The 24,944-nt window shown below is 66.8% G+C and carries 19 protein-coding genes and 2 pseudogenes; 7 read left to right on the forward strand and 14 right to left on the reverse strand.

The genetic code is table 11. The features are described 5' to 3' along the window. Positions 1–160: 160 nt before the first annotated feature. The 4 genes from purM to ACXI0U_RS17000 all read left to right on the forward strand — a co-directional run bounded on the left by purM (position 161) and on the right by ACXI0U_RS17000 (position 3,003). Positions 161–1,219, forward strand: coding sequence for a phosphoribosylformylglycinamidine cyclo-ligase (gene purM, locus ACXI0U_RS16985; RefSeq protein WP_271658705.1), 1,059 nt, complete (start codon positions 161–163; stop codon positions 1,217–1,219). Continuing rightward, a complete protein-coding gene (purN, locus tag ACXI0U_RS16990) occupies positions 1,219–1,869 on the forward strand; it encodes a phosphoribosylglycinamide formyltransferase (RefSeq protein ID WP_271658706.1) in 651 nt (216 codons plus the stop codon). The genes purM and purN overlap by 1 nt, the downstream gene beginning before the upstream one ends. A gap of 12 nt (positions 1,870–1,881) precedes the next feature. After that, positions 1,882–2,595, forward strand: coding sequence for a DUF3108 domain-containing protein (locus tag ACXI0U_RS16995; protein ID WP_043243121.1), 714 nt, complete (start codon positions 1,882–1,884; stop codon positions 2,593–2,595). A gap of 135 nt (positions 2,596–2,730) precedes the next feature. Then, a complete protein-coding gene (locus ACXI0U_RS17000; protein ID WP_021221456.1) occupies positions 2,731–3,003 on the forward strand; it encodes a Rho-binding antiterminator in 273 nt (90 codons plus the stop codon). A gap of 183 nt (positions 3,004–3,186) precedes the next feature. On the opposite strand, the gene ACXI0U_RS17005 is transcribed toward ACXI0U_RS17000, so the two are convergent. The 7 genes and pseudogenes from ACXI0U_RS17005 to ACXI0U_RS17035 all read right to left on the reverse strand — a co-directional run bounded on the left by ACXI0U_RS17005 (position 3,187) and on the right by ACXI0U_RS17035 (position 11,987). Next, positions 3,187–3,726: a DUF2058 domain-containing protein gene (locus ACXI0U_RS17005; protein WP_021221457.1), complete on the reverse strand. Its 540-nt coding sequence runs from the start codon at positions 3,724–3,726 to the stop codon at positions 3,187–3,189. 20 nt (positions 3,727–3,746) lie between these two features. Next, the gene (mazG, locus tag ACXI0U_RS17010) at positions 3,747–4,577 is read right to left on the reverse strand and encodes a nucleoside triphosphate pyrophosphohydrolase (protein WP_021221458.1); all 831 of its coding nucleotides are present in this window, start codon (positions 4,575–4,577) and stop codon (positions 3,747–3,749) included. A gap of 61 nt (positions 4,578–4,638) precedes the next feature. Next, a pseudogene (relA, locus tag ACXI0U_RS17015) lies at positions 4,639–6,886 on the reverse strand (GTP diphosphokinase). Between the two features lie 83 nt (positions 6,887–6,969). Next, entirely contained in the window at positions 6,970–8,325 is a 1,356-nt protein-coding gene (gene rlmD / locus ACXI0U_RS17020) for a 23S rRNA (uracil(1939)-C(5))-methyltransferase RlmD (RefSeq protein WP_316925722.1), read from the reverse strand. Next, complete coding sequence (locus ACXI0U_RS17025; RefSeq protein ID WP_148304259.1) at positions 8,312–8,512, reverse strand: hypothetical protein; 201 nt, start codon at positions 8,510–8,512, stop codon at positions 8,312–8,314. Before ACXI0U_RS17025 ends, rlmD begins: the two co-directional genes overlap by 14 nt. Further along, the gene (gene cysM, locus ACXI0U_RS17030) at positions 8,509–9,411 is read right to left on the reverse strand and encodes a cysteine synthase CysM (protein ID WP_021221461.1); all 903 of its coding nucleotides are present in this window, start codon (positions 9,409–9,411) and stop codon (positions 8,509–8,511) included. Before cysM ends, ACXI0U_RS17025 begins: the two co-directional genes overlap by 4 nt. A gap of 230 nt (positions 9,412–9,641) precedes the next feature. Further along, positions 9,642–11,987, reverse strand: coding sequence for a TonB-dependent receptor (locus ACXI0U_RS17035; protein ID WP_431482526.1), 2,346 nt, complete (start codon positions 11,985–11,987; stop codon positions 9,642–9,644). Between the two features lie 207 nt (positions 11,988–12,194). On the opposite strand from ACXI0U_RS17035, the gene ACXI0U_RS17040 reads away from it, so the two are divergent. Both ACXI0U_RS17040 and ACXI0U_RS17045 read left to right on the forward strand, forming a co-directional pair. Continuing rightward, complete coding sequence (locus ACXI0U_RS17040) at positions 12,195–12,875, forward strand: Fe2+-dependent dioxygenase (RefSeq protein WP_184488101.1); 681 nt, start codon at positions 12,195–12,197, stop codon at positions 12,873–12,875. A 2-nt stretch (positions 12,876–12,877) separates the two neighbouring features. After that, positions 12,878–13,699 (forward strand): tetratricopeptide repeat protein, encoded by an 822-nt coding sequence (locus ACXI0U_RS17045; RefSeq protein WP_431482527.1) that lies wholly within the window; start codon positions 12,878–12,880, stop codon positions 13,697–13,699. Between the two features lie 24 nt (positions 13,700–13,723). On the opposite strand, the gene ACXI0U_RS17050 is transcribed toward ACXI0U_RS17045, so the two are convergent. The 7 genes and pseudogenes from ACXI0U_RS17050 to ACXI0U_RS17080 all read right to left on the reverse strand — a co-directional run bounded on the left by ACXI0U_RS17050 (position 13,724) and on the right by ACXI0U_RS17080 (position 21,987). Next, positions 13,724–14,059: a DUF3325 domain-containing protein gene (locus ACXI0U_RS17050; RefSeq protein WP_479550597.1), complete on the reverse strand. Its 336-nt coding sequence runs from the start codon at positions 14,057–14,059 to the stop codon at positions 13,724–13,726. Between the two features lies 1 nt (position 14,060). Continuing rightward, positions 14,061–15,626, reverse strand: a complete 1,566-nt coding sequence (locus ACXI0U_RS17055) for a PepSY-associated TM helix domain-containing protein (protein ID WP_431482529.1) — start codon at positions 15,624–15,626, stop codon at positions 14,061–14,063. Beyond that, a complete protein-coding gene (locus tag ACXI0U_RS17060; protein WP_431482530.1) occupies positions 15,623–15,907 on the reverse strand; it encodes an iron transporter in 285 nt (94 codons plus the stop codon). Before ACXI0U_RS17060 ends, ACXI0U_RS17055 begins: the two co-directional genes overlap by 4 nt. Positions 15,908–16,549: 642 nt before the next feature. Beyond that, positions 16,550–17,440, reverse strand: a pseudogene (locus tag ACXI0U_RS17065) (class I SAM-dependent methyltransferase); the annotation flags it as partial. 83 nt (positions 17,441–17,523) lie between these two features. After that, on the reverse strand, positions 17,524–19,779 hold the full coding sequence (locus ACXI0U_RS17070) for a TonB-dependent siderophore receptor (RefSeq protein ID WP_431482532.1): 2,256 nt from the start codon (positions 19,777–19,779) through the stop codon (positions 17,524–17,526). A gap of 163 nt (positions 19,780–19,942) precedes the next feature. Then, positions 19,943–21,277 carry a HAMP domain-containing sensor histidine kinase gene (locus ACXI0U_RS17075; RefSeq protein ID WP_043243133.1) on the reverse strand — a complete coding sequence of 445 codons (1,335 nt, stop codon included), beginning with the start codon at positions 21,275–21,277 and terminating at the stop codon, positions 19,943–19,945. Then, positions 21,277–21,987, reverse strand: coding sequence for a response regulator transcription factor (locus ACXI0U_RS17080; RefSeq protein ID WP_021221471.1), 711 nt, complete (start codon positions 21,985–21,987; stop codon positions 21,277–21,279). The genes ACXI0U_RS17075 and ACXI0U_RS17080 overlap by 1 nt, the downstream gene beginning before the upstream one ends. Positions 21,988–22,128: 141 nt before the next feature. Between ACXI0U_RS17080 and ACXI0U_RS17085 the strand changes: the two genes are divergently transcribed. Further along, a complete protein-coding gene (locus ACXI0U_RS17085; protein ID WP_021221472.1) occupies positions 22,129–24,888 on the forward strand; it encodes an ATP-binding protein in 2,760 nt (919 codons plus the stop codon). The last annotated feature ends 56 nt before the right edge of the window (positions 24,889–24,944 follow it).

The following is a 24,944-nucleotide window of genomic DNA, read 5'->3' on the forward strand; positions in this document are numbered from 1 at the left end:
CGGGCCGGGGGCCGGGCGAGCACTTATTTGAACGCTTTTCGCCAACGCCGACCGCTGCCGATGGCTGCTGTGGGCCAAGCCTGATAAAATCGCGCGCCTTCGCAAACCGGCAGCCAGACTTGCCGGTTGATCCTCGAATTTCCCCTATAGGCCTGGATTTATGAGCAAGCAACCCTCCCTGAGCTACAAGGACGCCGGTGTGGACATCGACGCAGGCGAAGCCCTGGTCGAACGCATCAAAGGCGTGGCCAAGCGCACCGCGCGCCCTGAAGTGATGGGCGGCCTGGGTGGCTTCGGCGCCCTCTGCGAAATCCCGGCCGGCTACAAGCAGCCCGTGCTGGTCTCCGGCACCGACGGCGTCGGCACCAAGCTGCGCCTGGCGCTGAACCTGAACAAGCACGACAGCATCGGCCAGGACCTGGTCGCCATGTGCGTGAACGATCTGGTGGTCTGCGGCGCCGAGCCGCTGTTCTTCCTCGACTACTACGCCACCGGCAAGCTCAATGTCGACGTGGCCGCCACCGTGGTCACCGGCATCGGTGCCGGTTGCGAACTGGCCGGCTGCTCCCTGGTGGGCGGCGAGACTGCCGAGATGCCCGGCATGTACGAAGGCGAAGACTACGACCTGGCCGGCTTCTGCGTCGGCGTCGTGGAAAAGTCCGAAATCATCGACGGCTCCAAGGTTGCCACCGGTGACACCCTGATCGCCCTGCCCTCCTCCGGCCCGCACTCCAACGGCTACTCGCTGATCCGCAAGATCATCGAAGTCAGCGGCGCCGACATCGAGAGCGTGCAGCTTGATGGCAAGCCCCTGGCCGACCTGCTGATGGCGCCGACCCGCATCTACGTCAAGCCGCTGCTCAAGCTGATCAAGGACACCGGCGCGGTGAAGGCCATGGCCCACATCACCGGCGGTGGCCTCACCGAGAACATCCCGCGCGTGCTGCCCGAAGGTGCCCAGGCGGTGATCGACGTCGCCAGCTGGCAGCGTCCGGCCGTGTTCGACTGGCTGCAGGAAAAAGGCAACGTCGATGAGCACGAGATGCACCGCGTACTCAACTGCGGCGTCGGCATGGTCATCTGCATCGCCCCCGAGCAGGTCGACGTGGCCCTGGAAACCCTGCGCGCCGCTGGCGAGCAACCCTGGGTCATCGGCCAGATCGCCGCTGGCGTCGAAGGCAGCGAACGCGTCGTCCTGAACAACCTGAAAAGCCACTGATGTCCGACCGCTGTGATGTGGTGGTGCTGATCTCCGGTTCCGGCAGCAACCTCCAGGCCCTGATCGACAGCAGCTCCACAGCCGACAGCCCGGCACGCATCCGCGCGGTGATTTCCAACCGCGCCGATGCCTACGGGCTGGAGCGCGCCCGCCAGGCGGGGATCGCCACCCAGGTGCTCGACCACACGCAGTACGAAGGCCGCGAGGCCTTCGATGCGGCGCTGGTTGCAGCCATCGACGCCCATGCCCCGCGCCTGGTGCTGCTGGCCGGCTTCATGCGCATCCTCACCTCTGGTTTCGTGCGTCACTACCAGGGCCGCCTGCTCAACATCCACCCGTCCCTGCTGCCCCTGCACAAGGGCCTGCACACCCACCAGCGCGCGCTGGAAGCCGGTGATGCCGAGCATGGCTGCAGCGTGCACTTCGTTACCGAGGAACTCGATGGGGGCCCTCTGGTCGTACAGGCGGTAATCCCGGTAGAGTCTGATGACACACCGGAAAGCCTGGCCAGACGGGTGCATGTGCAGGAACACCGTATCTACCCGCTGGCCATGCGCTGGTTCGCCGAAGGTCGCCTGAGCCTGGGCGAGCAAGGCGCGCTACTGGATGGCCAAGCGCTGCCCCCCTGCGGGCAGCAACTGCGTAACTAGGAGATTTTGCCGATGCGTCGTGCCCTGTTGTTGCTCCTCGCCCTGTTTACCCTGCCGGTCACCGCGGCCGAGCTGAAACCCTTCGAGGCCAGCTACACCGCCGACTGGAAGACGATGCCCATCAGCGGCACCGCCGGCCGCAGCCTGAAGAAGCTGGACGACGGCCGCTGGCAGCTGGATTTCGAGGCCTCCATGCTGGTGGCCAGCCTGACCGAAACGAGCGTATTCCGCCTGGAAAACAACGCCTTCCTGCCCCAGACCTACCGCTTCAACCGCAGCGGCCTGGGCAAGAGCAAGCAGATCGAGCTGGACTTCGACTGGAGCCAGAAGCAGGTGATCGGCAGCGATCGCGGCGACCAGGTGCGCGTGCCCCTGAACCGTGGCCTGGTGGACAAGTCCACCTACCAGTTGGTGCTGCAGCACGACGTCGCCGCCGGCAAGAAGAGCATGAGCTACCAGGTGATCGACGGCGACGAAGTCGAGACCTATGACTTCCGCGTCCTCGGCGAGGAGAAGGTCGAGACCAAGGCCGGCACGGTCGATGCCATCAAGGTCGAGCGCGTGCGCGACCCCACCCAGAGCAACCGCAAGACCACCCTCTGGTTCGCCAAGGACTGGGGCTACCTGCTGGTGCGCCTGAATCAAGTGGAGAAGGACGGCAAGGAATACCAGATCATGCTCAAGGACGGCACGGTCGACGGCCGCAAGGTCGAAGGCGCCCAGTAAGGCGCCAGCGTTGCCAGGAAGCCGGGCCATTGCCCGGCTTTTTCATGCCCTTACAAAGGTGGGCTGGCGGCGCGCCTCCACGGGTATAGGATGATCGGCATCCTGAGTCGAGACTCCCGCCCCGAGGAGACCGAGATGAGCCACTACCTGCCCCTGTCCTGCGAACTCTATGACTTCATCGAGATCGCCTGCCTGCACCGCTACCAGTTGCTGATCGAACTGGACGACGGTGCCAGCCTGGAAGCCCGCGCGGTGAACACCGAGACCACCCCGGCGAAGGAGGAGTTCTTCCTCGTCCAGGGCGAGGCCGGCCCTGAGCGCCTGCGCCTGGACCACATCACCGCCATCACCCCGCTGACCGAAGGCGCCAGCTTCGGCCGGGTGCTGCTGGGCAACCAGATCTGCTGACTCCTCCACGCCCTGGGCTGAAGCCCGGGCTACAGGCTGCACCGCCCCAACTCCTTGTAGGTCGGGTGCAACCCGACAAGCAGCAGGCACCGGGTTCCGCGGGTTTCACCCGCCCTACCGTCACCGCCAAACGCCCATGAAAAAGCCGGGCATCGCCCGGCTCCCTTCATGCCTGCACCGCACTCACCACATCAGGTCGTCCGGCACCTTGTAGGCGGCGTAGGGATCGTCCGCATCGGCTTCTTCGGTGGGGGTGTTGAGCAGCAGGATGCGGCGCGGGTCGCGCTCCTGGATACGCAGCGCAGCATCGCGGGGGATGATCTCGTAGCCACCACCGTGCTGGACGATGGCCAGGGAACCACGGCTCAGCTTGTCGCGGACCATATCGTTGACGGCGATGCGCTTGACCTTCTTGTCGTCGACGAAGTTGTAGTAGTCCTCGGTGGTCAGCTTGGGCAGGCGCGAGCTGTCGATAAGCTGCTTGATCTGCGCCGAGCGGGCCTTCTGCTCGGCCTTTTCCTGCTGCTGGCGGTTCAGCTCCTGGTCACGGGCGACCTTCTCGGCCTGTGCCTGAAGAGCGGCCTGGCGCTGGCTGTCATCCTTCTCGACCTGGTTCTTCTTCTCCAGGCGCTGTTGCTTCTGCTGTTGCTTGCCGGCCTGCTTGACCTGCTTTTCATTGACCAGCCCGGCTTTCAGCAGTTGGTCACGGAGGGAAAGGCTCATGGGTAATTCAGTCTCTCTGCTTAGCAGCCAAGGGCGGCTTTTTCCTGTTTCTTGGCTTCGCCCCACAGGGCATCCAGTTCGTCCAGGGTGCAATCTTCAATGGGACGACCCGCTTCACGCAATGCCTGTTCGATGAATCGGAAGCGCCGCTCGAATTTACCGTTGGCTCCACGCAAGGCGGTTTCCGGGTCCACCTTGAGATGGCGCGCCAGGTTCACCACCACGAACAGCAGGTCGCCGATCTCATCGGCGATGGCGGCGGGGTCGTTGTCGGCCATCGCCTCCAGCACCTCGTCCAGCTCCTCGCGCACCTTGTCCACCACCGGCAGCGCCTCGGGCCAGTCGAAGCCGACCTGGGCCGCACGCTTCTGCAGCTTGGCCGCGCGGCTCAGGGCCGGCAGCACGGCGGGCACATCGTCCAGCAGGGACAGTTGCTCCGGCGCGGCGGCCTTCTCGGCGCGCTCCTCGGCCTTGATCTCCTCCCAGCGCTGCTTGATGGCGGCCTCTTCCAGGCGCGCCATGTCCGGCGCGCCGTACAGGTCGCCATCGGGGAACACATGGGGATGGCGGCGCACCAGCTTGCGGGTGATCGCATCGACCACGGTGGCGAACTCGAAACGGCCCTCCTCCCGCGCCAGCTGGCTGTAGTAGACGACCTGGAACAGCAGGTCGCCCAGCTCGCCCGGCAACTGCTCGAAGTCGCTGCGCTCGATGGCATCGGCCACCTCGTAGGCTTCCTCGATGGTGTGCGGAACGATGGTCGCGTAGTCCTGCTTCAGGTCCCAGGGGCAGCCGTACTGCGGGTCACGCAGCCGGGCCATCAGGTGCAGCAGGTCGTCGAGTTGATACATGGCAGGTCCAGTGATTTATGCCCGGCACGACCTGAACGTCACGAGCGAATCGCGCAGTAGTTCAGGCAGCGCGATTGCGGCGGGCTTCGATGATATTGGGTAGCTGCGAGATCCTGGCCAGCAAGCGCCCCAGCGCATCCAGCCCGGGAATCTCGATGGTCAGCAGCATGGACGCGGTGTTGTCTTCCTTGTTCGAGCGGGTGTTCACCGCCAGCACGTTGATGCGCTCGTTGAGCAGCACCTGGGAGACGTCGCGCAACAGGCCGGAGCGGTCATAGGCACGGATGACGATGTCCACCGGGTAGGTCTGCACCGGCACGGGCCCCAGCTGACCTGGATCATCCGCTCCGGCTCGCGGCCGGCCAGTTGCAAGGCCGAGGCGCAATCCTGGCGGTGGATGCTGACGCCACGACCGAGGGTGATGTAGCCGACGATGGGGTCGCCCGGAAGCGGCTGGCAGCAGCCCGCCATCTGGGTCATCAGGTTGCCCACGCCCTGGATCTGGATGTCGCCACGCTTGCCCGGCTTGTACTGGCCGGTCGCGCGGCGGGGAATCAGCTCCAGCTGCTCGCTGGCGCCGCGCTCCGGCTCCACCAGCTGCTGCGCGCAGTTGACCACGTGGGCCAGGCGCAGGTCGCCGGCACCGAGCGCGGCATGCATGTCTTCGGCGGTGCGCAGGTTGCACTTCTCGGCGAGCTTCTCGAAGTCCACCGGCGGCAGGGCCAGGCGGGCCAACTCGCGTTCGAGCATGGCCTTGCCGGCGGCGACGTTCTGGTCGCGGGCCTGCAGCTTGAACCAGTGGACGATCTTCGCCCGCGCGCGGGAGGTGGTGATGTAGCCGAGGTTGGGGTTGAGCCAGTCACGGCTGGGCGAACCCTGCTTGCCGGTGATGATCTCCACCTGCTCGCCGGTCTGCAGGCTGTAGTTCAGCGGCACGATGCGGCCGTTGATCTTCGCGCCCCGGCAGTTGTGGCCGATCTCGGTGTGCACGCGGTAGGCGAAGTCCAGCGGCGTCGCGCCCTTGGGCAGGTCGATGGCGTGGCCGTCGGGGGTGAAGACGTAGACCCGGTCGGGCTCGATGTCCACCCGCAGCTGCTCGGCCAGGCCGCCGATATCGCCCAGTTCCTCGTGCCATTCCAGCACCTGGCGCAGCCAGGAAATCTTCTCTTCGTAATGGTTGGAGCTGGATTTGACGTCGGTGCCCTTGTAGCGCCAGGGGCGCAGACCCCGAGCTCGGCTTCCTCGTGCATGGCGTGGGTGCGGATCTGCACCTCCAGCACCTTGCCGTCCGGGCCGATCACCGCCGTATGCAGGGAGCGGTAGCCGTTCTCCTTGGGGTTGGCGATGTAGTCGTCGAATTCCTTGGGAATGTGGCGCCACAGGGTGTGCACGATGCCGAGCGCGGTGTAGCAATCACGCACCTCCGGCACCAGCACGCGCACGGCACGCACGTCATAGATCTGGCTGAACTGCAGGCCCTTGCGCTGCATCTTCCGCCAGATGGAATAGATGTGCTTGGCACGCCCGCTGATATCGGAGCGGATGCCGGTCGCGGCCAGCTCCTCGCGCAGCTGGTTCATCACGTCGGCGATGTACTGCTCGCGATCCAGGCGGCGCTCATGCAGCAGCTTGGCGATCTGCTTGTACTGGTCCGGCTCCAGGTAGCGGAAGGACAGGTCTTCCAGCTCCCACTTGATATGGCCGATGCCCAGCCGATGGGCCAGGGGCGCGTAGATGTCGAAGACTTCGCGGGCGACGCGGTGGCGCTTCTCGTCGTCGGCGTTCTTCACCTCGCGGATGGCGCAGGTCCGCTCGGCCAGCTTGATCAGGGCGACGCGCACGTCGTCGACCATGGCCACCAGCATTTTGCGCAGGTTCTCCACCTGGGCCTGGGTGCCCAGCACCAGGGACTGGCGCGGGCTGAGGCTGGCGCTGATGGCGGCCATGCGCAGCACGCCCTCGATCAGCTTGGCCACCACCGGGCCGAAGCGCTGGTTGACCTCGGGGAGCGGGATCTTGCCCTCGCGCACGCCACGGTAGATGACCGCAGCCACCAGGGATTCCTGGTCCAGCTTGAGATCAGCGAGGATCTCGGCGATCTCCAGGCCGGTCTGGAAACTCGAGGTGCCTTCGGCCCAGAGGTTCTGTGCGGCATTGGCCTGCTGCTCGGAGTCCCGGGCGAATTCGCAGGCCTTTTTCAGCACCTCGCGGTCCAGCACCGGATCGAGACTGAGGACATGGTCCAGCCACGCCTCGAGGTTGATACTGCCGTCGGTATTGACCGGCTGTTGCGCTCTGACCTGTACCATCTTGCCTTACCTTCCCTACGACGTACGCCCGTCACGCCGAATGTTCGCCAGCCTCTCTGGGCCAGTCGGATTACGCGAGCATCCTAGCCCGCCTCGAATAACGCCATGGCCTCGACATGGGCCGTCTGCGGAAACATGTCGAGGATGCCGGCTCTCCTGAGCCGATAACCCTGTCGGACCAGCTCGGCACTGTCACGTGCCAGCGTCGCCGGGTTGCAAGACACATACACCACGCGTTTCGCGCCGAGCTCGCCAAGGTGACGGGCGATCTCAAACGCGCCATCGCGCGGCGGGTCCAGCAGTACCGCATCGAAGCCCTGGGCAGCCCAACGGGCCTCGGCCAGCGGCTTCGACAAGTCGGCCTGGAAAAAGTGCGCATTCTCCAAACCATTGGTTACAGCATTGCCGCGGGCGCGTTGGACCATGACGTCCACACCTTCCACCGCCACCACTTCGCGCGCCTGGCGCGCCAGTGGCAGGGCGAAATTGCCGAGCCCGCAGAACAGGTCCAGCACCCGCTCGGAAGCCTGTGGTGCCAACCAGTCTAGCGCCTGGGCGACCATCGCTTCGTTGACCGCGGCGTTGACCTGGACGAAATCCCCCGGTCGGTATTCCAGCTCCAGACCCCATTGTTCCAAACGGTAACCCAGGCGCGCGGCGGCATCGTCCGGCTGCGGTTCGCCCGCACCGTGGAGCCACAGCTGGGCCTGGTGTTCGGCGCAGAAATGACGCAGACGCTGCAGGTCCGCCTCACCCAGGGGCTGGGTATGGCGCAGCAGCAGCGACGAGGCATTGCCGTGAAAGAGCTCGACATGACCGAGGGCTTGCGGCCTTTCCAGGCTGCGCAGCAGTTGCGGTAACGCACGGACGATGGACTGCAAGGGCTGTACCAGCACGGCGCAATCGTCGATGCCGACGATCGACTGGCTGGCGGCGGCGCGGAAGCCCACATCCAGGCGCGCGGCCTTGGCGTCCCAGCGCACAGCAATGCGCGCGCGGCGGCGGTAGCCCAACTCGGGCCCCACCAGCGGCGCGGCCCAGGCTTCGGGCTCGAGCCCGGCGAAGCGCGCCAGCTGTTCGGCCAACGTGCGCTGTTTCAGGGCAAGCTGCTCGGCATGGGGCAGGTGCTGCAGGGTGCAACCGCCGCACTGGCCGGCGTGGGCACAAGGCTCGACGCGGCGCAGCGGGCTGGCGACCAGCACCTTCTCCGCACGGGCTTCGACTATCTGGGCGCGGGCACCGAGCACACGGCTCTCCACCTCTTCGCCCGGCAGCGCGCCGGAAACGAACCAGGTGCGTCCGTCGACAAAGGCGATGCCGCGGCCATCGTTGGCCAGGCGCTCGATGGCCAGGCGCTGCTTCTTGCCGGTGGGCACCTGCTGCGCCGGGCGCGAGCCGCCACTGGGCTGGAACCGCAGGCCACCACTACGCTTGGCCATCTTTCACACTCTTGGGCAGGAACCAGGGGCGCTGCAGCAAAACCGACGGCGCATAACGGGAAACGGCCGGAGCGGCGCCCAGGGCGATGCCCCGGCCATTGCCGCTCACGGGGTGCAGGTGAATGCGATAGGCGCGCAGCGAGTAACGGCCTGCGCAGCCATCGGGACGGGGAATGACGAGTTTCACGGGATCGGGTCGTACACGCCGGTGGACAGGTAGCGGTCGCCGCGATCGCAGATGATCGCCACCATCACCGCGTTCTCCACTTCGCGGGAGAGGCGCAGCATGGCCGCCACCGAACCGCCGGAGGAGACGCCGCAGAAGATGCCTTCCTCGCGGGCCAGGCGGCGCATGGTCTGCTCCGCTTCGACCTGGGCCATGTCGACGACGCGGTCGACGCGATCGGCCTGGTAGATCTTCGGCAGGTATTCCTCGGGCCAGCGGCGGATGCCGGGAATGGCCGAGCCTTCCTGGGGTTGCAGGCCGACGATCTGGATCTCGGGGTTCTGCTCCTTGAGGTAGCGCGAGGTGCCCATGATGGTGCCGGTGGTGCCCATGGAACTGATGAAGTGGGTGATGCTGCCCTGGGTCTGGCGCCAGATCTCGGGGCCGGTGCCCACGTAATGGGCCTCGGGGTTGTCGCCGTTGGCGAACTGGTCCAGCACCTTGCCGCGGCCTTCGGCCTGCATGCGCTCGGCCAGGTCGCGGGCGCCTTCCATGCCCTCTTCCTTGGTGACGATGATCAGCTCGGCGCCGTAGGCGGTCATGGCGGCCTTGCGCTCGGCACTCATGTTGTCCGGCATGATCAGGACCATCTTGTAGCCCTTGATCGCCGCTGCCATGGCCAGCGCGATGCCGGTGTTGCCCGAGGTCGCCTCGATCAGGGTGTCGCCGGGCTGGATGGCGCCGCGCAGTTCGGCGCGGGTGATCATCGACAGGGCCGGGCGGTCCTTCACGGAACCCGCGGGGTTGTTGCCTTCGAGCTTGACCAGGAGGGTATTGCTGGTATCTCCGCCCAGGCGCTGCAGGCGCACCAGCGGAGTGTTGCCGATGCAGTCGGCGATGGTTGGGTACTGCAGGGTCATGGCGAGGTTCGCAATCCAGACGCAGGGGGTGCACATGATACCGGCAAACCGGCGGAGGCCATATCGCAGGAACGTATCGCGTTATGCCATGAGGCTATAAGCATGGAACCAGCGGCTATGGCCGACGCATCGCTTGCCCTCTTCTATATAGAGGCCGCTGAACGACGAAGCCCCGGCAGCGGGTGCGGCCGGGGCTTCGTTGGCTGAAGGAGCGGCCAGGGCCGCACCGGTCAGAAGTGGAAGTTGGTGCTCAGCAGTGCCGTGCGACCCGCCGCCTGGTTGGCGAAGTGGGTGGAGTAGGCCTTGTCGTAGTAGGTCTCGTCGGTGAGGTTCTGCACGTTCAGCTGCAGGTCGACGTTCTTCGTCAGCTTGTAGGCGACCATCGCGTCGTAGCGCCAGTAGGACGGGACGTAAACAGAGTTGTTGTTGTCGCCGAACACATCGTCCACGTAGAAGGCGCCACCACCGACGGTCAGCTGCGGCAGGACCTGGTAAGTGGTCCACAGGCTGAAGCTGTTCTTCGGCGTGTTGGGCATCTCGTTGCCCTTGGCGGCGTTGGTGATGCTGGTGACCACACCGGTACGGTTGCCCACCGCGCCCGGGTCGACCAGTTCGCTGTCCAGGTAGCTGTAGCCGGCGAACACCTGCCACTTGTCGGTCAGCTTGCCGCTGGCGCTCAGCTCGAAGCCGTCGACACGGGTCTTGCCGGCGTTCTCGTAGGTGTAGTTGCTCACCAGGATGCGGGTGTTCTCTTTCTCCGTACGGAAGATCGCAGCGGTCAGCGACAGGCGCTCATCCAGCAGGTCCCACTTGGTGCCCAGCTCGTAGTTGACGGTCTCTTCCGGCTCCAGGTCGCTGACGATGCTGGTCGGAGTGCCCACGGACGTCGGCAGGCCGTTGCCCTCGGTGCCCTCGCCGAGCATGGCGCCCGGCGGGGTCGCGGAGGTGGCGTAGGAGGCGTAGATGCTGCCGTTGCTGGCCGGCTTCCACACCAGGCCCACCTGGTAGTTGACGAACTCGGACTTGTCGGACGCCTTGAAGGTAGTGGCACCCGAGGCCGCCTTGGTCTTGGCATCGGTCTCGAAGCTGTCGTAGCGCAGGCCCAGGTTGAGGATCCACTGCGGGTCCAGCTCGATGCTGTCGAACGCGTAGATCGCGCGGGTGTCGCCGGTGGTCAGGGTACCCGCATAGTTGCGCGCAACGCTGCCGGCCCAGGGGTCGTCCGGGTTGGGGTTGCCCAGCGAGGTGCAGTTGTAGCCACTGCTGGAGCCGACCATGCCGGTGGTGCAGTTGGTGCTGCTGTTGCCGGGGCTGGTCGGCGTGGTGTCGGTGTTCACGGTGTAGCTGCTGCGGTCCGACTCCTCTCGGGAAAGCTCGATACCGGTTGAGAAGCTGTTCTTGAATCCGGCCAGCTGGAAGTCGCCGAACAGGTCGGTCTGGTTGGTGGTGGTGGCGGTGTTGCCCACGCGGGAGTTGACGCGACGCCACACGTTGCCCTGGCGCACGTTGCCCTGGCTGTCGTCCGGCTGGGTCAGGATGTAGTCCTGCATGCTGTTGCCATGGCGCAGGGTGTTCTTGATGGTCAGCGAGTCGTTCAGGTCGTGCTCGATGGCGATGGTGGCGATGTCCGCACGGGTCTTGCGGAAGTCACGGTTGGTCAGGCCATAGAAGTTGCTGCTGTCGCCGCCGTCGACCGGCTTGTCGGGGCTGGCCGCAGTGTGGGTGGTACCCACCGAGTAGCCATAGGGAATGCCCGAGTCCGGCAGGTCGTTGCTTTCCATGTGGTAGAAATCGAAGTTCAGCCGGGTGTCGGTGCCCAGGCCGAAGGCCAGCGAGGGCGCGACGCCCCAACGGTCGTAGTTGACCTTGTCACGGCCGGCGACGTTGCTTTCGTGGCTCATCAGGTTGAGGCGGAACGCCGCAGTGTCGAGGAACTGCTGATTGATGTCGGCGGTGTAGCGCTGGGTCTGGTCGGAGCCCCAGGTGAAGCCGCCGTCGATGGAGTCGCCCAGGTGCGCCTTCTTGGTCACCAGATTGAGGCTGCCGCCGGCCGAGCCGCGGCCGCCGAAGGAAGAGTTCGGGCCCTTGCTCACTTCCACTGACTCGATGGCGAAGATCTCGCGGGTCTGTGCGCCAGTGTCACGCACGCCGTCCAGATAGGTATCGGACTGGGCATCGAAGCCCCGGATGAAGGGGCGGTCGCCCTGGGGGTTGCCCCCCTCGCCCGCGCCCATGGTGATGCCGGGCACGGTGCGCAGGGCATCCTGCAGGGACAGCGCGCCGGTGTCCTTGATCACCTGCTGCGGAATCACGGTGACCGAGCGCGGGGTGTCCACCAGCGGCGCGGTGTATTTCTGCGAGGCGGAACGCTGGACCTGGTAGTCCTCGCTCTCGATCTGCTCGCCCACCACCGAGGTGGCATCGAGGGAAATCACGCCATCCTTCTCGCCGTCCTTCTTTTCCGGCTGTGCGGCATGGACGACCGGCGCCATGGAGGCGGCCGACAGGGCGACGCCGATGGCGGAAGCCAGCAGGCGCTGGGCAGAAACAGTGGACTCGAGCAGCTGACGCGACATCGTTTTCCCTCCCCAGGGATTTCAGAGGTCGCGGAATCTATTTCAAAATATTTACAGTAGCAATTGCCAAGAATTCTCATTTGCGTCTTTTTTACAATATTTACACTTGTCATGACGGGTCGTCGGCAGCCCTCGCGAATCCGCTTGTAAGTATCAAATGAAAATCACTACTATCCGCGCCATTTTCCCATCCGGAGGCCGATGACCATGCTCCTGCGCATACCCGGCGTATTCACCCCCGACGAGGCCGCCCGTATCCGCGAGGCGCTGGAACAGGCTGATTGGATGGACGGCCGCATCACCGCCGGGCATCAGTCGGCGAGGGCCAAGCACAACGAGCAACTGGTGGAAGGCCACCCCCTGGCCAAGGAAATCAGCGCCGCGATGCTGCAACGCCTGTGGAGCCACCCCCTCTTCGTTTCCGCCGTGCTGCCGCTGAAGGTCTACCCGCCGCTGTTCAACCGCTACTCGGGTGGCGGCACCTTCGACTACCACATCGACAATGCCATCCGCCGCATCCAGGGCAGCCCGGAGCAGGTGCGCACCGACGTCTCAGCGACGCTGTTCTTCAGCGAGCCGGACAGCTACGACGGCGGCGAACTGGTGATCCAGGACACCTACGGCACCCAACGGGTGAAGTTCGCCGCCGGCGACCTGGTCATCTACCCGTCCCACAGCCTGCACAAGGTCGAGCCGGTGACCCGTGGCGCGCGCATCGCCTCGTTCTTCTGGACCCAGAGCATGGTCCGCGACGACGGCCAGCGCACCCTCCTCTACGAGATGGACCAGGCCATCCAGAGCCTGACCCGCGACGTACCGGACCACCCCGCACTGGTGCAGCTGACCGGTAACTACCACAACCTGCTACGCCGCTGGGCGGAGCTCTGAGCATGGCCTTCGTCCTGCGCCGCCAGGAGACCCTGGACGCCCAGGCCCTACAGGAGCGCCTGGCCGGCGAACCCCGTGACGTCGCCCGCAGCCTGCTCGCCGCCGCCCGCCAGGGGGCGCCGGAAGCCCAGGCGCTGCTGGGGCAGATCCTCCTCGACGGCCAGGGCATAGAGCGCGACCCAGCATTGGCGCGCACCTGGTTCGGCATCGCTGCCGAACAAGGCCACGCCATGGCGCGCAACATGCTCGGCCGCTGCCTGGAGCACGGCTGGGGGGGTGAACAGGACCTGCCCGGCGCCGCCCATCACTACCGCCTGGCGATGCAGCAAGGCCTCGATTGGGCCGCCTACAACTACGCCGGGCTGCTGGCCACCGGGCGTGGCGTCGAGCGCGACCAGGCCGCCGCCTTCGCCCTCTACCTGCAGGCAGCCGAAGCCGGGCACGCCAAGTCGATGAACCTGGTGGGGCGCTACTTTGAAGAAGGCATCAGCGTGCCGGTGGACGCCCAGCAGGCGCGCGAGTGGTACCGCCGCTCGGCGCTGGCGGGTGATTTCCGCGGTCAGTTCAGCCATGCCGCGGTACTGACCGAAGCCGGTGAGCTGAACGAAGCCCTGCATTGGCTGCGCGAAGCCCTGGTCGGCGGCAACCTCAATTTCCTTCGGGTCGCTCGCACCAGCCTGGCCAACGCGCGACAGGCCGAGCTGCGCGAGCTGGCCCTGGCCTATCACCAGCGCGCGGCGGAGCTGGGTGACGAACATGACGGGCAGGCACTGCGGGATTTCCAGGCACCGAGCACGGCCGTTGCAGCGCCCCTCCCGGGCTGAAGCCCGGGCTACGACCCGGCAACGTCAGGTCAGCAACCCGATCAGCGCCAGCAAAGGAGCGCTGGCCAGGGGCAGCCAGACCGCCAGGCGTGGCCGGTACGGCAGCAGCAGCACCAGTCCGAACCCTGCCACGGACAGCATCCCGAACCAGCCCACCGGGCCCATCGCCCAGCCCCAGGCGGCAACGCTGGCGACCAAGCTCAAGCCCAGCGCCAGCCAACCGCCAACGCGCAGGCCGCGACGCAGCAGGGGGGCCGGCAACCGCTGCCAGACCTGCTTGAAGTGCCGTTCCATGCCCATGCACAGCGCCAGCATCCCGCCGTAGGCCAGCCAGAGGCCGGCGAAGAGAACAGTCGCCATCTCAGTTCACCTCCGCCAGCTTGTGTGCCGCCCGCGTTGCCACCGGTTGCCCGGCTTTCCTGTGCACCTTCAGCGCGGTCCAGGCCAGCAGCAGGCCGCAGCCACAAGCGGTGAGTTCCAGCAACAGCCGAGTCTGCTCGCCCCAGGGCGTCTCCAGGGTCATGGCGCTGGCCAGGGGCAGGCCCAGGCAGAGCAGCGCGGCCAACCCCAGTTGCTCACGCCAGGCCGCCAGGCTCGGACGCAGCCAGGCATGCCCCAGGCTCAGGGTCCAGATGGCGAAGAACACCCGGGTTTCCCAGTGACCGCGCTGGGCCAGCTCCACCGGCAGCAGACGGTTGGCCCAGAACAGCCCGATGCAGGCCAGGGTCAGGCCCGCCACCACGGCCACGTTCACCGGCTCAGCCACCCGGTAGAACGCAGCCGCCAGCGCGCCCTCGGCATCGGGGCGGCGACTGCGCTTGACGGTGAACAGCACCAGCCCGGTGGCGATCATCGCGCTGCTCACCAGGCCACAGACGAAGTACAGCCAGCGCATCGGGTAACCGCCGAACTGGGCGAAATGCAGCCCTGCCATCACCCGCTGGGTGAGCGGCGCCGGCCGGCTCTCGCTGGGCATGCGCAGCACCTTGCCGCTCACCCCGTCGAACAGCATGCTCTGGCCCTTGGTCAACTCGATGCGGTTGCCCAGCACCGGTCGCGCCTCGATGCGCGCATCCGCCCGCCCCGGGTTGCGGATGGACAGGCCGGCGACCGGCCCGAGCACCCGGGTCGCCTCCTCCAGCAATGGGCCGAGGTCGGCCAGCTCGGCGCGCGCGACAACCTCGTGCCCTGTCCCGTCGCCCTGCCCTTGCGGCCTGCGCCCCTGGTGCTGCTCGCCCCCCTGTGGCCCGCGCCCGAAGGCCGCCTCGCGGTTGCCGTCGAACAGCGCATCCAGCGCGGCAGGCATGTAGATCAGGTAGAAGATCACCAGGCCGGTGTAAGTGATCATCAGGTGGAAGGGCAGCACCAGCACACCCGCCGCGTTGTGCGCATCCAGCCAGGAGCGCTGCCCCTTGCCCGGACGGAAGGTGAAGAACTCCTTGAAGAATTTCTTGTGGATGACGATCCCGCTCACCAGTAGCGCCAGCATCGCCATCGCCGCCAGGCCCACCAGCCAGATGCCGATGTCGCGCGGCAGGTCGAGGGTGAAGTGGAAGCGGAAGAAGAACAGCCCGCCCGCCGTATCCCGGGCCTCGATACGCTCGCCACTGCGCGGATCGAGCTGGAGGCCGCCGCCACGGCGCTGCTCGCCGGCGGACACGCCGAGACCGGGCGAACGCTCCGTGGGCAGGGCGATGTTCCAGGCTTCGGCGTGCGGGTGATGCAAGGCGAACCAGCCCAGGGCGACACGCGCCGCGTCCACCTGGCTCACCTCGACCGCCGGTATCTCCGGGCGCAGCCAGGTATCGATCTCCTTGTCGAACACGGCCAGGGTGCCGGTGAGGAAGATGGCGAACAGCAGCCAACCGAAGACCAGGCCGCTCCAGGTGTGCAGCCAGGACATGGAGTGGGTCAGGGTGCGTTTCATCCCAGGCGCTCCAGCAGTTGCGGCCAGAAGCCGATGCCCGCCAGGGGCAGCGCCAGCGCGGCACCGCCCCAGGCCCACCAGGCATCACGGGCGGCGAAGGCCCAGAGAATGGCCAGGGTGTACAGGACGAAGCTCGGCAGGGTGGCGACCACCATGGCGTCCATCGGGTGCAGCGGCAGCAGCCGCCCCAGGGCGGCGGTCAGCGCGTAGGTGAAGGCGTAGCCCCCCACCAGCGCGGCCAGCACGCGGGAGGTGACGGGCAACCAGGTGGGCAGAGTCATGGTGCGTTCCTCATCGTTGGTTCTCCGGCGGGGGGCATCTCCGGCCACCACGCCCAGTTGCAGCCAGGCTGGCAGCGCGCGGGCTTCAAAGCGCTGCCAATGCCCGGCGGCGTCTTCCACCTGCCAGCCGTGGCGGCGCAACAGCGCCAGGGCGGTTTCCCGCAACAGGTTGCCGCGCAACTGCGGGTGCTCCAGCAGCACCCGGGCGCAGGCCATTTCCAGGGGGCTGGCCGCTACGGGGGCACCCAGGCTGGGCGCCGCCAGGTGGCCATAGCCCTCGCCAAGCAGTGCACCCTCGGCCAGCAAACGGTTGAGGCCCTGACAGCGCTCGGCGGCCACCGCGCCGGTCAACATGGGGTGGGCGTGGCCGGCCCAGGCGAGCATCTGCAAGGCACGGTTGAGGCCGGACAGCTGGCTGGCCAGGGCCGGGCGACTTGCCAGTTCGGTGAAGCGCTGCGGCCCTTCGGCTAGGGCCTGGAGCAGCGGCGAGAACAGCGTCGCCTCGCCCTCCACCGGGCCGATACGGGTATCGAAGCGCAGCGCGCCCTGATCCGGCGCATCGGGCATGCCGGCCCAGCAGCCATCCAGCAGCGCCTGGCGGTGTTCGTCCGCGCTCAGTGCGCGCGGGGTACGCACATAGAGGTCGCGGCGTAGCGACTGGTTGCAGGCCATGTCCCGTGCCGACTCCCGCTGCGCCACATCGTCGAGCTCGGCCAGCAGCGGCAGGCAATGGCCGGGCACGGCGAGTTCGTCGATGTTTTCCAGTGGCGTGGCGCTGCCGACGAAGGTGCAGCCAACGGCAGCGAGGGATTCGATCACCTCGGCCGAATGCAGGGGCGCCCAGTGCTCACACAGCAGTTCGTGGGCGAGGAAGGCCAGGTCCTGCCCGCGGCCGGACGCCAGGCGCCGCGCCACGTCGGGGTGCTCGATGAAGTACCCGGCGCCCGCCACCTGCCAGCGTTGCAGGGCGTCGAGGGCGATGCGCAGGCGCTGTACCGGGTCACCCTCGGCGCGCTGCGCGGCCTGCCAGATGAAGCGCTGGGCGCTGGCGAAAGCCGACAGCCCGGGGTGGCTCATGTAGGCGAGGTAGAGCACGCCACCCGGTTTAAGGCGGCGCTCGACGAAACGCAGGATGGCCGCGCGGCTGGCCGGCGACACCCAGGAGAACACCCCGTGCAGGGCGATGAAATCGAAGGCCTCACCACCCTCCTCGTCCGCCAGCTCGACGAAGCCAGCCTGGCGGAAGACCAGGTTGTCGAGCCCCGCGGCCAGCGCCAGGCGTTGTCCGTGGTCGATGTGACGGGCGTTGAAATCCACCGCCAGGAAGCGCCCGGCGGGGTTGGCCGCCGCCAGCAGCAGGCTGTTCAGGCCCTGGCCGCAACCCAGCTCGCAGTAGCTGAAACCCGCGCCCGGTTCGGGCGCACGCTGGCCCAGGGCGGTGAGCACTGCCGCCAGCCAGGTGGGGGACAGCTCCGGGTGCACCTGGTGCGGGTAGGGGAAGTCGGCCAGGTAGCCGTCATTCCATAACTTCATGTTCGAGCCCTGATGAAAAAACTCTGCCAGGCAAGGCCTGGCAGAGCCGAACGCCCACCACGGGGGTGGGCAAGGAGCGCGGTTCAGAACGAGGCGGTGACCGATGCGAAATAGGCGCGGCCTGGTTCGTTGTAGGTGTTGGCACCGGCGTCAGCGGCGTTGCCCTCACGGTAGATGCGCTTGTCGAAGAGGTTGTTGATACCCACCCGCACGCTGTAGTTCTCGCTGAACTCGTAGCCGGCGCTGACGCCCATCAGGCCGTAGGGGTCGACGTCCTTCTGCGCGGCGGTGGCATAGGCCTGGTTGGTGCGCTGGTTGAGCGCGGGGGCCTCCTGCTTGCCGTAGTAGGTGCCGTTGAGCTGCAGGGACAGCTGCTCGGTGGCGTACCAGTCCAGGGTGCTGTTGAGGGTGTACTCGGGGATGATGCTCAGCGGCTCGCCGGTGTCGCGATCCTCGGACTCGATCATGTAGGTGAAGTTGGTGTTCCAGTCCAGGCTCGGAGTCAGGGCGATGAAGAAGTTGCCCTCGATGCCCTCGACCACCGCCTTGCCGGCGTTCTCCCACTCCTGCACCCGGCGGCCGTTGCTCAGGCGGTAGAGGAAGTCGTTGCTGCCGATGATCTTGTTCTGGTAGTCGTTGCGGAAGTAGGTCGCGCTGGCGCGCCACTGGCCCATGTCCAGGGCGAGGCCGATTTCCTTGTTGATGCTGGTTTCCGGCTTCAGGTCCGGGTTGCCCACCAGGTAGCAGCCACCGGTGTTGGTCTGGCCGGCGTTGCAGCCGTTACCCATGCTGTAGAGCAGGTAGTTGGGGTTGGACTGGTAGAGGTTGGGCGTCTTGTAGGCCCGTGCGATACCGCCCTTGAGGGTCAGCACGTCGGTCAGCTTGTGGGAGGCGTTGAGGCTGGGGCTCCAGTTGCCGCCGAACTCCTCGTGCTCGTCGTAGCGCAGCCCCGGGGTGACGATGGTGCGGCTGCCCACTTCGATGTTGTCCTCGGCGAACAGCGCGAAGCTGCGGGCGTCGGTCTTGGTGTTGCCCCGGGCGAAGCCCGCCAGGGCCGGCAGGCCCGAGCTGCCGGGGTCGAAGCTCTGGGTGCGCAGGGAGCCCGGGTCGTTGAGGGTCTCGTAGAGGTACTCGCCGCCCAGGGTCAGCACCTGCTCGAAACCAAGGCTCAAGGGCAGGTTCACCTCGCCGCTGGCGCGGGTGTTGCGCAGCCGGGAGGTGAAGGCGCCAGCGCCATCGGAAGGGGCACCTTCGGAGCTGCCGGCCAGGCCTTCGTTGAGGCGCCAGTTGCGGGTGTAGTCGTAGGCCAGGCTGGCCTCGGAGGTGCCCCACTCGAAGTCGCCGCGGTGGGTCAGCGCGTAGGCGCTGCGCTGCATCACGTTGGTCTCGGAGCCCACCAGGCTGCTGACGAAGGCCGCGCCATTGTTGAGCATGGTGTCGCCGGCGAAGATGTTGCCCTGGCGGCTGTAGCTGGCCTCCAGGTCAAGAGTCTGTTCCGGGTTCAACTGCCAGCTGAGCAGGCCGTTGATGTCCTTGTTGCGCACGCCTTCGCGGCCGGCCACCAGGGAGGTGGGGTCGCTCTGGTGGCTGGCGTTGATGTCGGCGTCGTCGGCGTCGGTCTTGCTGGCACCGCCGTAGAGGCGGAAGGCCAGGGAATCGGTCAGCGGGCCGCTGAGGTTGAAGTTGGTGCGGCGGCCGGCCCCCTCGGCATCGTCCTCGGGGAGGATGGTGTAGACGGTCATGGAGCCGCGCAGCTCTTCGGTCGGGCGCTTGGTGATGATGTTCACCACACCACCCATGGCACCGGAGCCGTAGCGAGCCGCCGCCGGGCCCCGGAGGATCTCGATGCGTTCCACCTCTTCGGCCGGCACCCAGTTGGTTTCGCCACGGGTGTCGCGGTCGCCGTTCCAGCCGTAGCGCACGGCGTTGCGCGAGGTCGAAGGCTTGCCATCGATGAGGATCAGGGTGTTTTCCGGGCCCATGCCGCGCAGGTCGATCTGGCGGTTGTTGCCACGGTTGCCGCTGGTGCTGTTACCGGTGAGGTTGACCCCCGGCTCGCGGCGGATGATGTCGGACAGGTCGTTGGCCGGCGGGCGCTTCTTGATGTCCTCGGCGGTGATGATCGACACGCCCGGTGCCTGCTTCAGCTCTTCCTCGGCGGTACCCAGCACGTGGGTTTCGCCGAGCTCCAGGGCCTGGCCGTGTTCCACCGGCTGGTCGCTGGTCGCCACAGCCTGCTCATCGCTATCCAGTTCGACGGTGTCGGCCAGCGCCGGCATCGGGGCCGAAGCGGCCAGCACGGCCAGGGTCAGGTGGTTGAGCTTGAATCGGGGTTGCATGTCGAGCACTCCTGTTGCAAGGGCGAGCGCAGGACAGCAGGCGGGACGAACGGCTCGTGGCGGGTGGGCCATGGAGCCTGGAACCATTCGGCATGCCCCGCAGTCCGCGCGGGTCAGCGCAAATGGTATTTATTCCTATTTGAGAGTAAAGCTCATTTACAATCTATACAGTTGCCAACCGCAGGTTCAGGCGCAGCCCTTCGCCGGTATTCTCCGCCCATAGGTCGCCGCCTTGGGAGCGCATGGCGCCCCGCGCGATGGCTAGGCCGAGGCCGAATCCCTCGCCGCCCGGGCGCGCCGCGCAGAGCCGCGTGAAGGGGCGGAAGATGGTTTCCAGCTGGCCGTCGCCGACGCCGCCGCCCTGGTCCTCCAGCCACAGCTCCCAGTAACCGTCCTGCAGTTGCCCACCGAGGCGGATCACCCCGCTCGGCGGTGAATGGCGGATGGCGTTGCGCAGGATGTTCTCCAACGCCTGGGCGAAACCATTGAGATTGCCCAGCACCCGGCACTCCGGCCCCAGGTCGCACACCAGCTGCCGGGCCGGCCAGCCGCTCTCGTAGCAGGCGTTCTCGCAGATCACACCCCACAGCGAGCGCACCTCGATCTCCTCCAGGGGCAGCTGTGGGCGCTCGGTGTCCAGCCAGACCAGTTCCAGGGTGTCGTCCACCAGTTGCTGCATGCACTGCACCTCGCGCTCCAGGCGTTGGCGCAGGCCTTCCACGTCCAGCTCGCTCTCCCCCGCCACGCGCAGGCGGCTGAGGGGGGTGCGCAGTTCGTGGGACAGGTCGCGCAGCAGCTGGCGCTGGAAGGACACGGTGTTCTCCAGGCGCCCGGCCATGTGATCGAAGGCGCGGGCCAGCTCGCCCAGCTCGTCGCGACGGCGGCTGACGCTGGGCGCCACACGGGTGGACAACTGGTCGCCACGCAGCGCGTTGGCCTGTTCGCGCAGATGGCGCAACGGCGAGATCAGCAGGCGGTAGAGCAGCAGGCACAGCAGCAGCGCCAGCAAACCGGGGACCACCTTCTGCGCAAGGAAGAACAGCACCGGTCGCGGCCCCCAGGGGCTGAAGCGCTCGGGCAGCAGCATCACCAGCTGCGCACGCCCCTCGTCGAAGGGGATGCTCAGGGTGCGCGGCTCAGCCGACTGGCGCCCCATCGGCCACTCCAGACGACGCATGAAACTCAGGCGCTGGCGCTGGTCATCGGTGATGGCGCGGCTGCCAAGAGGGAACAGGTGCGCATCGAGCAGCAACGCCCAGCTGCCTTCGCGCTGCTCCAGGCTTGCCTGGAAGGCGTCGACACCCGCGGCACCGCCCTGCTTCCAGGCCAGCTCGGCCTCCTGTGCATAGCCCCGCAGCACCTGGCGGGCATCATCGGAGAGGAAGGAGGTGCGCTGGCCGATCATCTGGCCGAACGACAGCGTCAGGGCGATCATCACCAGGCAGAAGCCGACGAGGATGATCGCCAGCTTCCAGAACAGCGAATGGCGGCCAGGCATCAGCTTTTCCCGTTGGTCAGCACATAGCCCTTGCCCCAGACGGTCTCGAGCCGCCAATCGGCATAGTCGAGCCGCGCCAGCTTGCGGCGGATGTGGCTGACGTGCATATCCAGGCTGCGGTCGTGCTGCGAATAGGCGCGATGCAGCACATGCTGATAGAGGAAGGCCTTGCTCAGCGCCTCTTCCATGTGCCGCGAGAAGGTCACCAACAGGCGGAATTCGGTAGGAGTCAGATCAGCCCACTGGCCTTTGTAGACGACGTCCGAGCGCGCTTCGTCGAACTTCAGCTCGAGCTCTTCGCTGGGCTGCTCGGGTTCGCGGCGCTCATAGGCCACGCGACGCAGCACCGCATCCACCCGCACCTGCATCTCCACCATGCTGAAGGGCTTGGGCAGGTAGTCGTCGGCGCCCTGGCTGAAACCGGCGATGCGATCCTGCTCGGCGCCCAGCGCCGACATCAGGATCACCGGCACGCCACGGCGACGGCGCAGCTCGGCGAGCACTTCCAGGCCACTGCGGCCGGGCAGCAGGATGTCCATGAGGATCAGGTCGAAATCCTCGGCGCAGGCCAGGCCCAGTCCCTCGTCGCCGTTCTGCCGCAAGGTCACGTCGAAGCCGCGACGGCCCAGATGATCACAGAGGTGAGCAGCCAGTACGGGATCGTCCTCGATGGCGAGGATGCGGGCGCTCTGAGGGGTACTGCCGTTCATGGGAACCACCAGCAAATGCGAATAATTCGTTAATAGAATCGCATTTTGGCAAATTGCAAGCGGGATTCCCATCTATAAGCGAGAGGATTCCGACCGCCCGAGTCGCTACACTCCCGGCATTCACCTTCGCAAGGAATGAGCGTGTACAAGGATCTAGGCATCAAGGGCCGCGTTCTGCTGCTCACCCTCCTGCCCACCAGCCTGCTGGCCATGGTGCTGGGTGGCTACTTCATCTGGGCGCAGCTTTCCGACATGCAGGCGCAACTGCTGCAACGCGGGCAGATGATCGCCGAGCAGCTCGCACCGCTGGCCGCCCCCGCCCTGGTGCGGGGTGATGCGGTGCTGCTGGAGCGCATCGCCGACCACGCGCTGGACCAGCCTGATGTGCGTGCGGTGAGCTTCCTCAGCCTCGAGCGCGCGCGCCTCGCCCACGCTGGCCCGAGCATGCTCAACAGCAGCCCGGACAACGACGGCAGCCACCTCAGCCTGACCAGCAACACCGACGCCACGCGCTTCATGCAGCCGGTGTTCGAGCGCCACCGGGTGCTTTCCGGCGACACTGCGAAACTCGGCAACGACCAGTTGCTGGGCTGGGTGGAGCTGGAGATGTCCCACCACGGCACCCTGCTCAAGGGCTATCGCAGCCTGTTCGCCAGCCTGCTGCTGATCACCGCCGGCCTCGCCGTCACGGCCCTGCTCGCCCTGCGCATGAGCCACCAGATCAACGAACCGCTGCGGCGCATCAAGCAAGGCGTGGCGCTGCTCAAGGAAGGCCGCCTGGAAACCCGTCTGCCGCAACTGGGCAACCACGAGATGGACGAGCTGGCCGGCGGCATCAATCGCATGGCCGAGGCCCTGCAAAGCGCCCAGGAAGAACTGCAGCACAACATCGACCAGGCCACCGAAGACGTCCGCCAGAACCTGGAAACCATCGAGATCCAGAACATCGAGCTGGACCTGGCGCGCAAGGAGGCCCTGGAGGCGAGCCGGATCAAGTCCGAGTTCCTCGCCAACATGAGCCACGAGATCCGCACCCCGCTCAACGGCATCCTCGGCTTCACCAACCTGCTGCAGAAGAGCGAGCTGTCGCCGCGCCAGCAGGACTACCTGTCGACCATCGAGAAATCCGCCGACAACCTGCTGGGCATCATCAACGAGATCCTCGACTTCTCGAAGATCGAGGCCGGCAAGCTGGTGCTGGAGAACATCCCCTTCAACCTGCGCGACCTGATCCAGGACACCCTGACCATCCTCGCCCCCGCCGCCCACGAGAAGCGCCTGGAGCTGGTCAGCCTGGTCTACCGCGACACCCCGCTGCAGCTGGTGGGCGACCCGCTGCGCCTCAAACAGGTGCTGACCAACCTGGTGAGCAACGCCATCAAATTCACCCGCGAAGGCACCATCGCCGTGCGCGCCATGCTCGAGGACGACAGCGATGCCGACCTGGTGCAGCTGCGCATCAGCGTGCAGGACACCGGCATCGGCCTCTCCGACGAAGACCTGCGCGCGCTGTTCCAGGCCTTCAGCCAGGCCGACAACTCGCTGTCGCGCCAGGCGGGCGGCACCGGGCTGGGGCTGGTCATCTCCAAGCGCCTGATCGAGCAGATGGGCGGCGAGATCGGCGTGGCCAGCACCCCGGGCGAAGGCTCGGAGTTCTGGATCAGCGTCAGCCTGCCCAAGGCCCGCGATGACGCCGACGACCTGCCCAAGGCCCTGCTGGCCGGGCGTTACGCCGCCGTGTTCGAACCCCAGGAGCTGGCCCGCCAGGCCCTGCACCACCAACTGGAGGATTGCGGCCTGGAGGTGCAGGACCATCCCAGCCTTGATGCCCTGCTGGAGGCGGTGGAAACCCAGCGCAACGGCCCCCGGGCCGTGGCCTTCGCCGTCATGGGCGTTACCGCCCGCGAACTGCCGCCCGATCGCCTCAGCCAGTACATCTGGGACCTGGAGCAGCTGGGCTGCAAGAGCCTGGTGCTCTGCCCCACCACCGAACAGGCGCTCTATCACCAGGTGCTGCCCGACTCGCACAACCAGCTGCAGGCCAAGCCGGCCTGCACGCGCAAGCTGCACCGCGCCCTCACCGGCCTGGTCAGCCCGCGCCAGCAACCCCGCCTGGAAGCGCCGCAGCCACAGAGCACCCGCGCGCCGAAGATCCTCTGCGTGGACGACAACCCGGCCAACCTGCTGCTGGTGGAAACCCTGCTCGGCGACATGGGCGCACTGGTGACGGCGGTGGACAGCGGTTATGCCGCCGTCGAGGCCGCGCAACAGCACAACTTCGACCTGGTTCTCATGGACGTGCAGATGCCCGGCATGGACGGGCGCCAGGCCACCGAGGAAATCCGCCGCCTGGAAGCCGGCAGCGAGTTGAGCCCGGTGCCCATCGTCGCCCTCACCGCCCACGCCCTGGCCAACGAGAAACGCGCCCTGCTACAGGGCGGCATGGACGACTACCTCACCAAGCCCATCGGCGAGCGCCAACTGGCCCAGGTGGTGCTCAAATGGACGGGCCTGAGCCTGCACAGCCCCGCCCCCGACCGCAGCGCCGAACACCCGACCAACGACGATGAGCCCAGCGTGCTGGACCCGGAAGAAGGCCTGCGCCTGGCAGCCGGCAAGGCCGATCTCGCCGCCGACATGCTGGCGATGCTGCTGGCCTCGCTGGCCGCCGACCGCCAGGCCATCCGCCAGGCACTGGACAGCGACGACCACGCCACGCTGCTGGAGCGCGTGCACCGCCTGCATGGCGCCACCCGCTACTGCGGAGTGCCGCAACTGCGCGCGGCCTGCCAGCGCAGCGAAACCCTGCTGAAGAAGAACGACCCGGCCTACCGCCAGGCCCTGGACGACCTGGACGTAGCCATCGTCCGCCTGGCCGGGGAAACCCGGGTCAATGCCTGAACCGACCTGATGCAAGGCGCATGTTGCCTGGCCACACAGACGGCCGGGCAACACAA

The sequence above is a fragment of the Pseudomonas sp. C9D1 genome, from assembly GCF_056491235.1.

Bases quoted from the DNA above. Each gene is read 5' to 3' on its own strand.
- rlmD (WP_316925722.1), bottom strand. From the start codon at position 8,325: ATGGCCAAGCGTAGTGGTGGCCTGCGGTTCCAGCCCAGTGGCGGCTCG.
- cysM (WP_021221461.1), bottom strand. From the start codon at position 9,411: ATGACCCTGCAGTACCCAACCATCGCCGACTGCATCGGCAACACTCCG.
- ACXI0U_RS17000 (WP_021221456.1), top strand. From the start codon at position 2,731: ATGAGCCACTACCTGCCCCTGTCCTGCGAACTCTATGACTTCATCGAG.
- purM (WP_271658705.1), top strand. From the start codon at position 161: ATGAGCAAGCAACCCTCCCTGAGCTACAAGGACGCCGGTGTGGACATC.
- ACXI0U_RS17075 (WP_043243133.1), bottom strand. From the start codon at position 21,277: ATGCCTGGCCGCCATTCGCTGTTCTGGAAGCTGGCGATCATCCTCGTC.
- ACXI0U_RS16995 (WP_043243121.1), top strand. From the start codon at position 1,882: ATGCGTCGTGCCCTGTTGTTGCTCCTCGCCCTGTTTACCCTGCCGGTC.
- ACXI0U_RS17070 (WP_431482532.1), bottom strand. From the start codon at position 19,779: ATGCAACCCCGATTCAAGCTCAACCACCTGACCCTGGCCGTGCTGGCC.
- ACXI0U_RS17060 (WP_431482530.1), bottom strand. From the start codon at position 15,907: ATGACTCTGCCCACCTGGTTGCCCGTCACCTCCCGCGTGCTGGCCGCG.
- ACXI0U_RS17045 (WP_431482527.1), top strand. From the start codon at position 12,878: ATGGCCTTCGTCCTGCGCCGCCAGGAGACCCTGGACGCCCAGGCCCTA.
- mazG (WP_021221458.1), bottom strand. From the start codon at position 4,577: ATGTATCAACTCGACGACCTGCTGCACCTGATGGCCCGGCTGCGTGAC.
- purN (WP_271658706.1), top strand. From the start codon at position 1,219: ATGTCCGACCGCTGTGATGTGGTGGTGCTGATCTCCGGTTCCGGCAGC.
- ACXI0U_RS17040 (WP_184488101.1), top strand. From the start codon at position 12,195: ATGCTCCTGCGCATACCCGGCGTATTCACCCCCGACGAGGCCGCCCGT.
- ACXI0U_RS17055 (WP_431482529.1), bottom strand. From the start codon at position 15,626: ATGAAACGCACCCTGACCCACTCCATGTCCTGGCTGCACACCTGGAGC.
- ACXI0U_RS17035 (WP_431482526.1), bottom strand. From the start codon at position 11,987: ATGTCGCGTCAGCTGCTCGAGTCCACTGTTTCTGCCCAGCGCCTGCTG.
- ACXI0U_RS17080 (WP_021221471.1), bottom strand. From the start codon at position 21,987: ATGAACGGCAGTACCCCTCAGAGCGCCCGCATCCTCGCCATCGAGGAC.
- ACXI0U_RS17050 (WP_479550597.1), bottom strand. From the start codon at position 14,059: ATGGCGACTGTTCTCTTCGCCGGCCTCTGGCTGGCCTACGGCGGGATG.
- ACXI0U_RS17005 (WP_021221457.1), bottom strand. From the start codon at position 3,726: ATGAGCCTTTCCCTCCGTGACCAACTGCTGAAAGCCGGGCTGGTCAAT.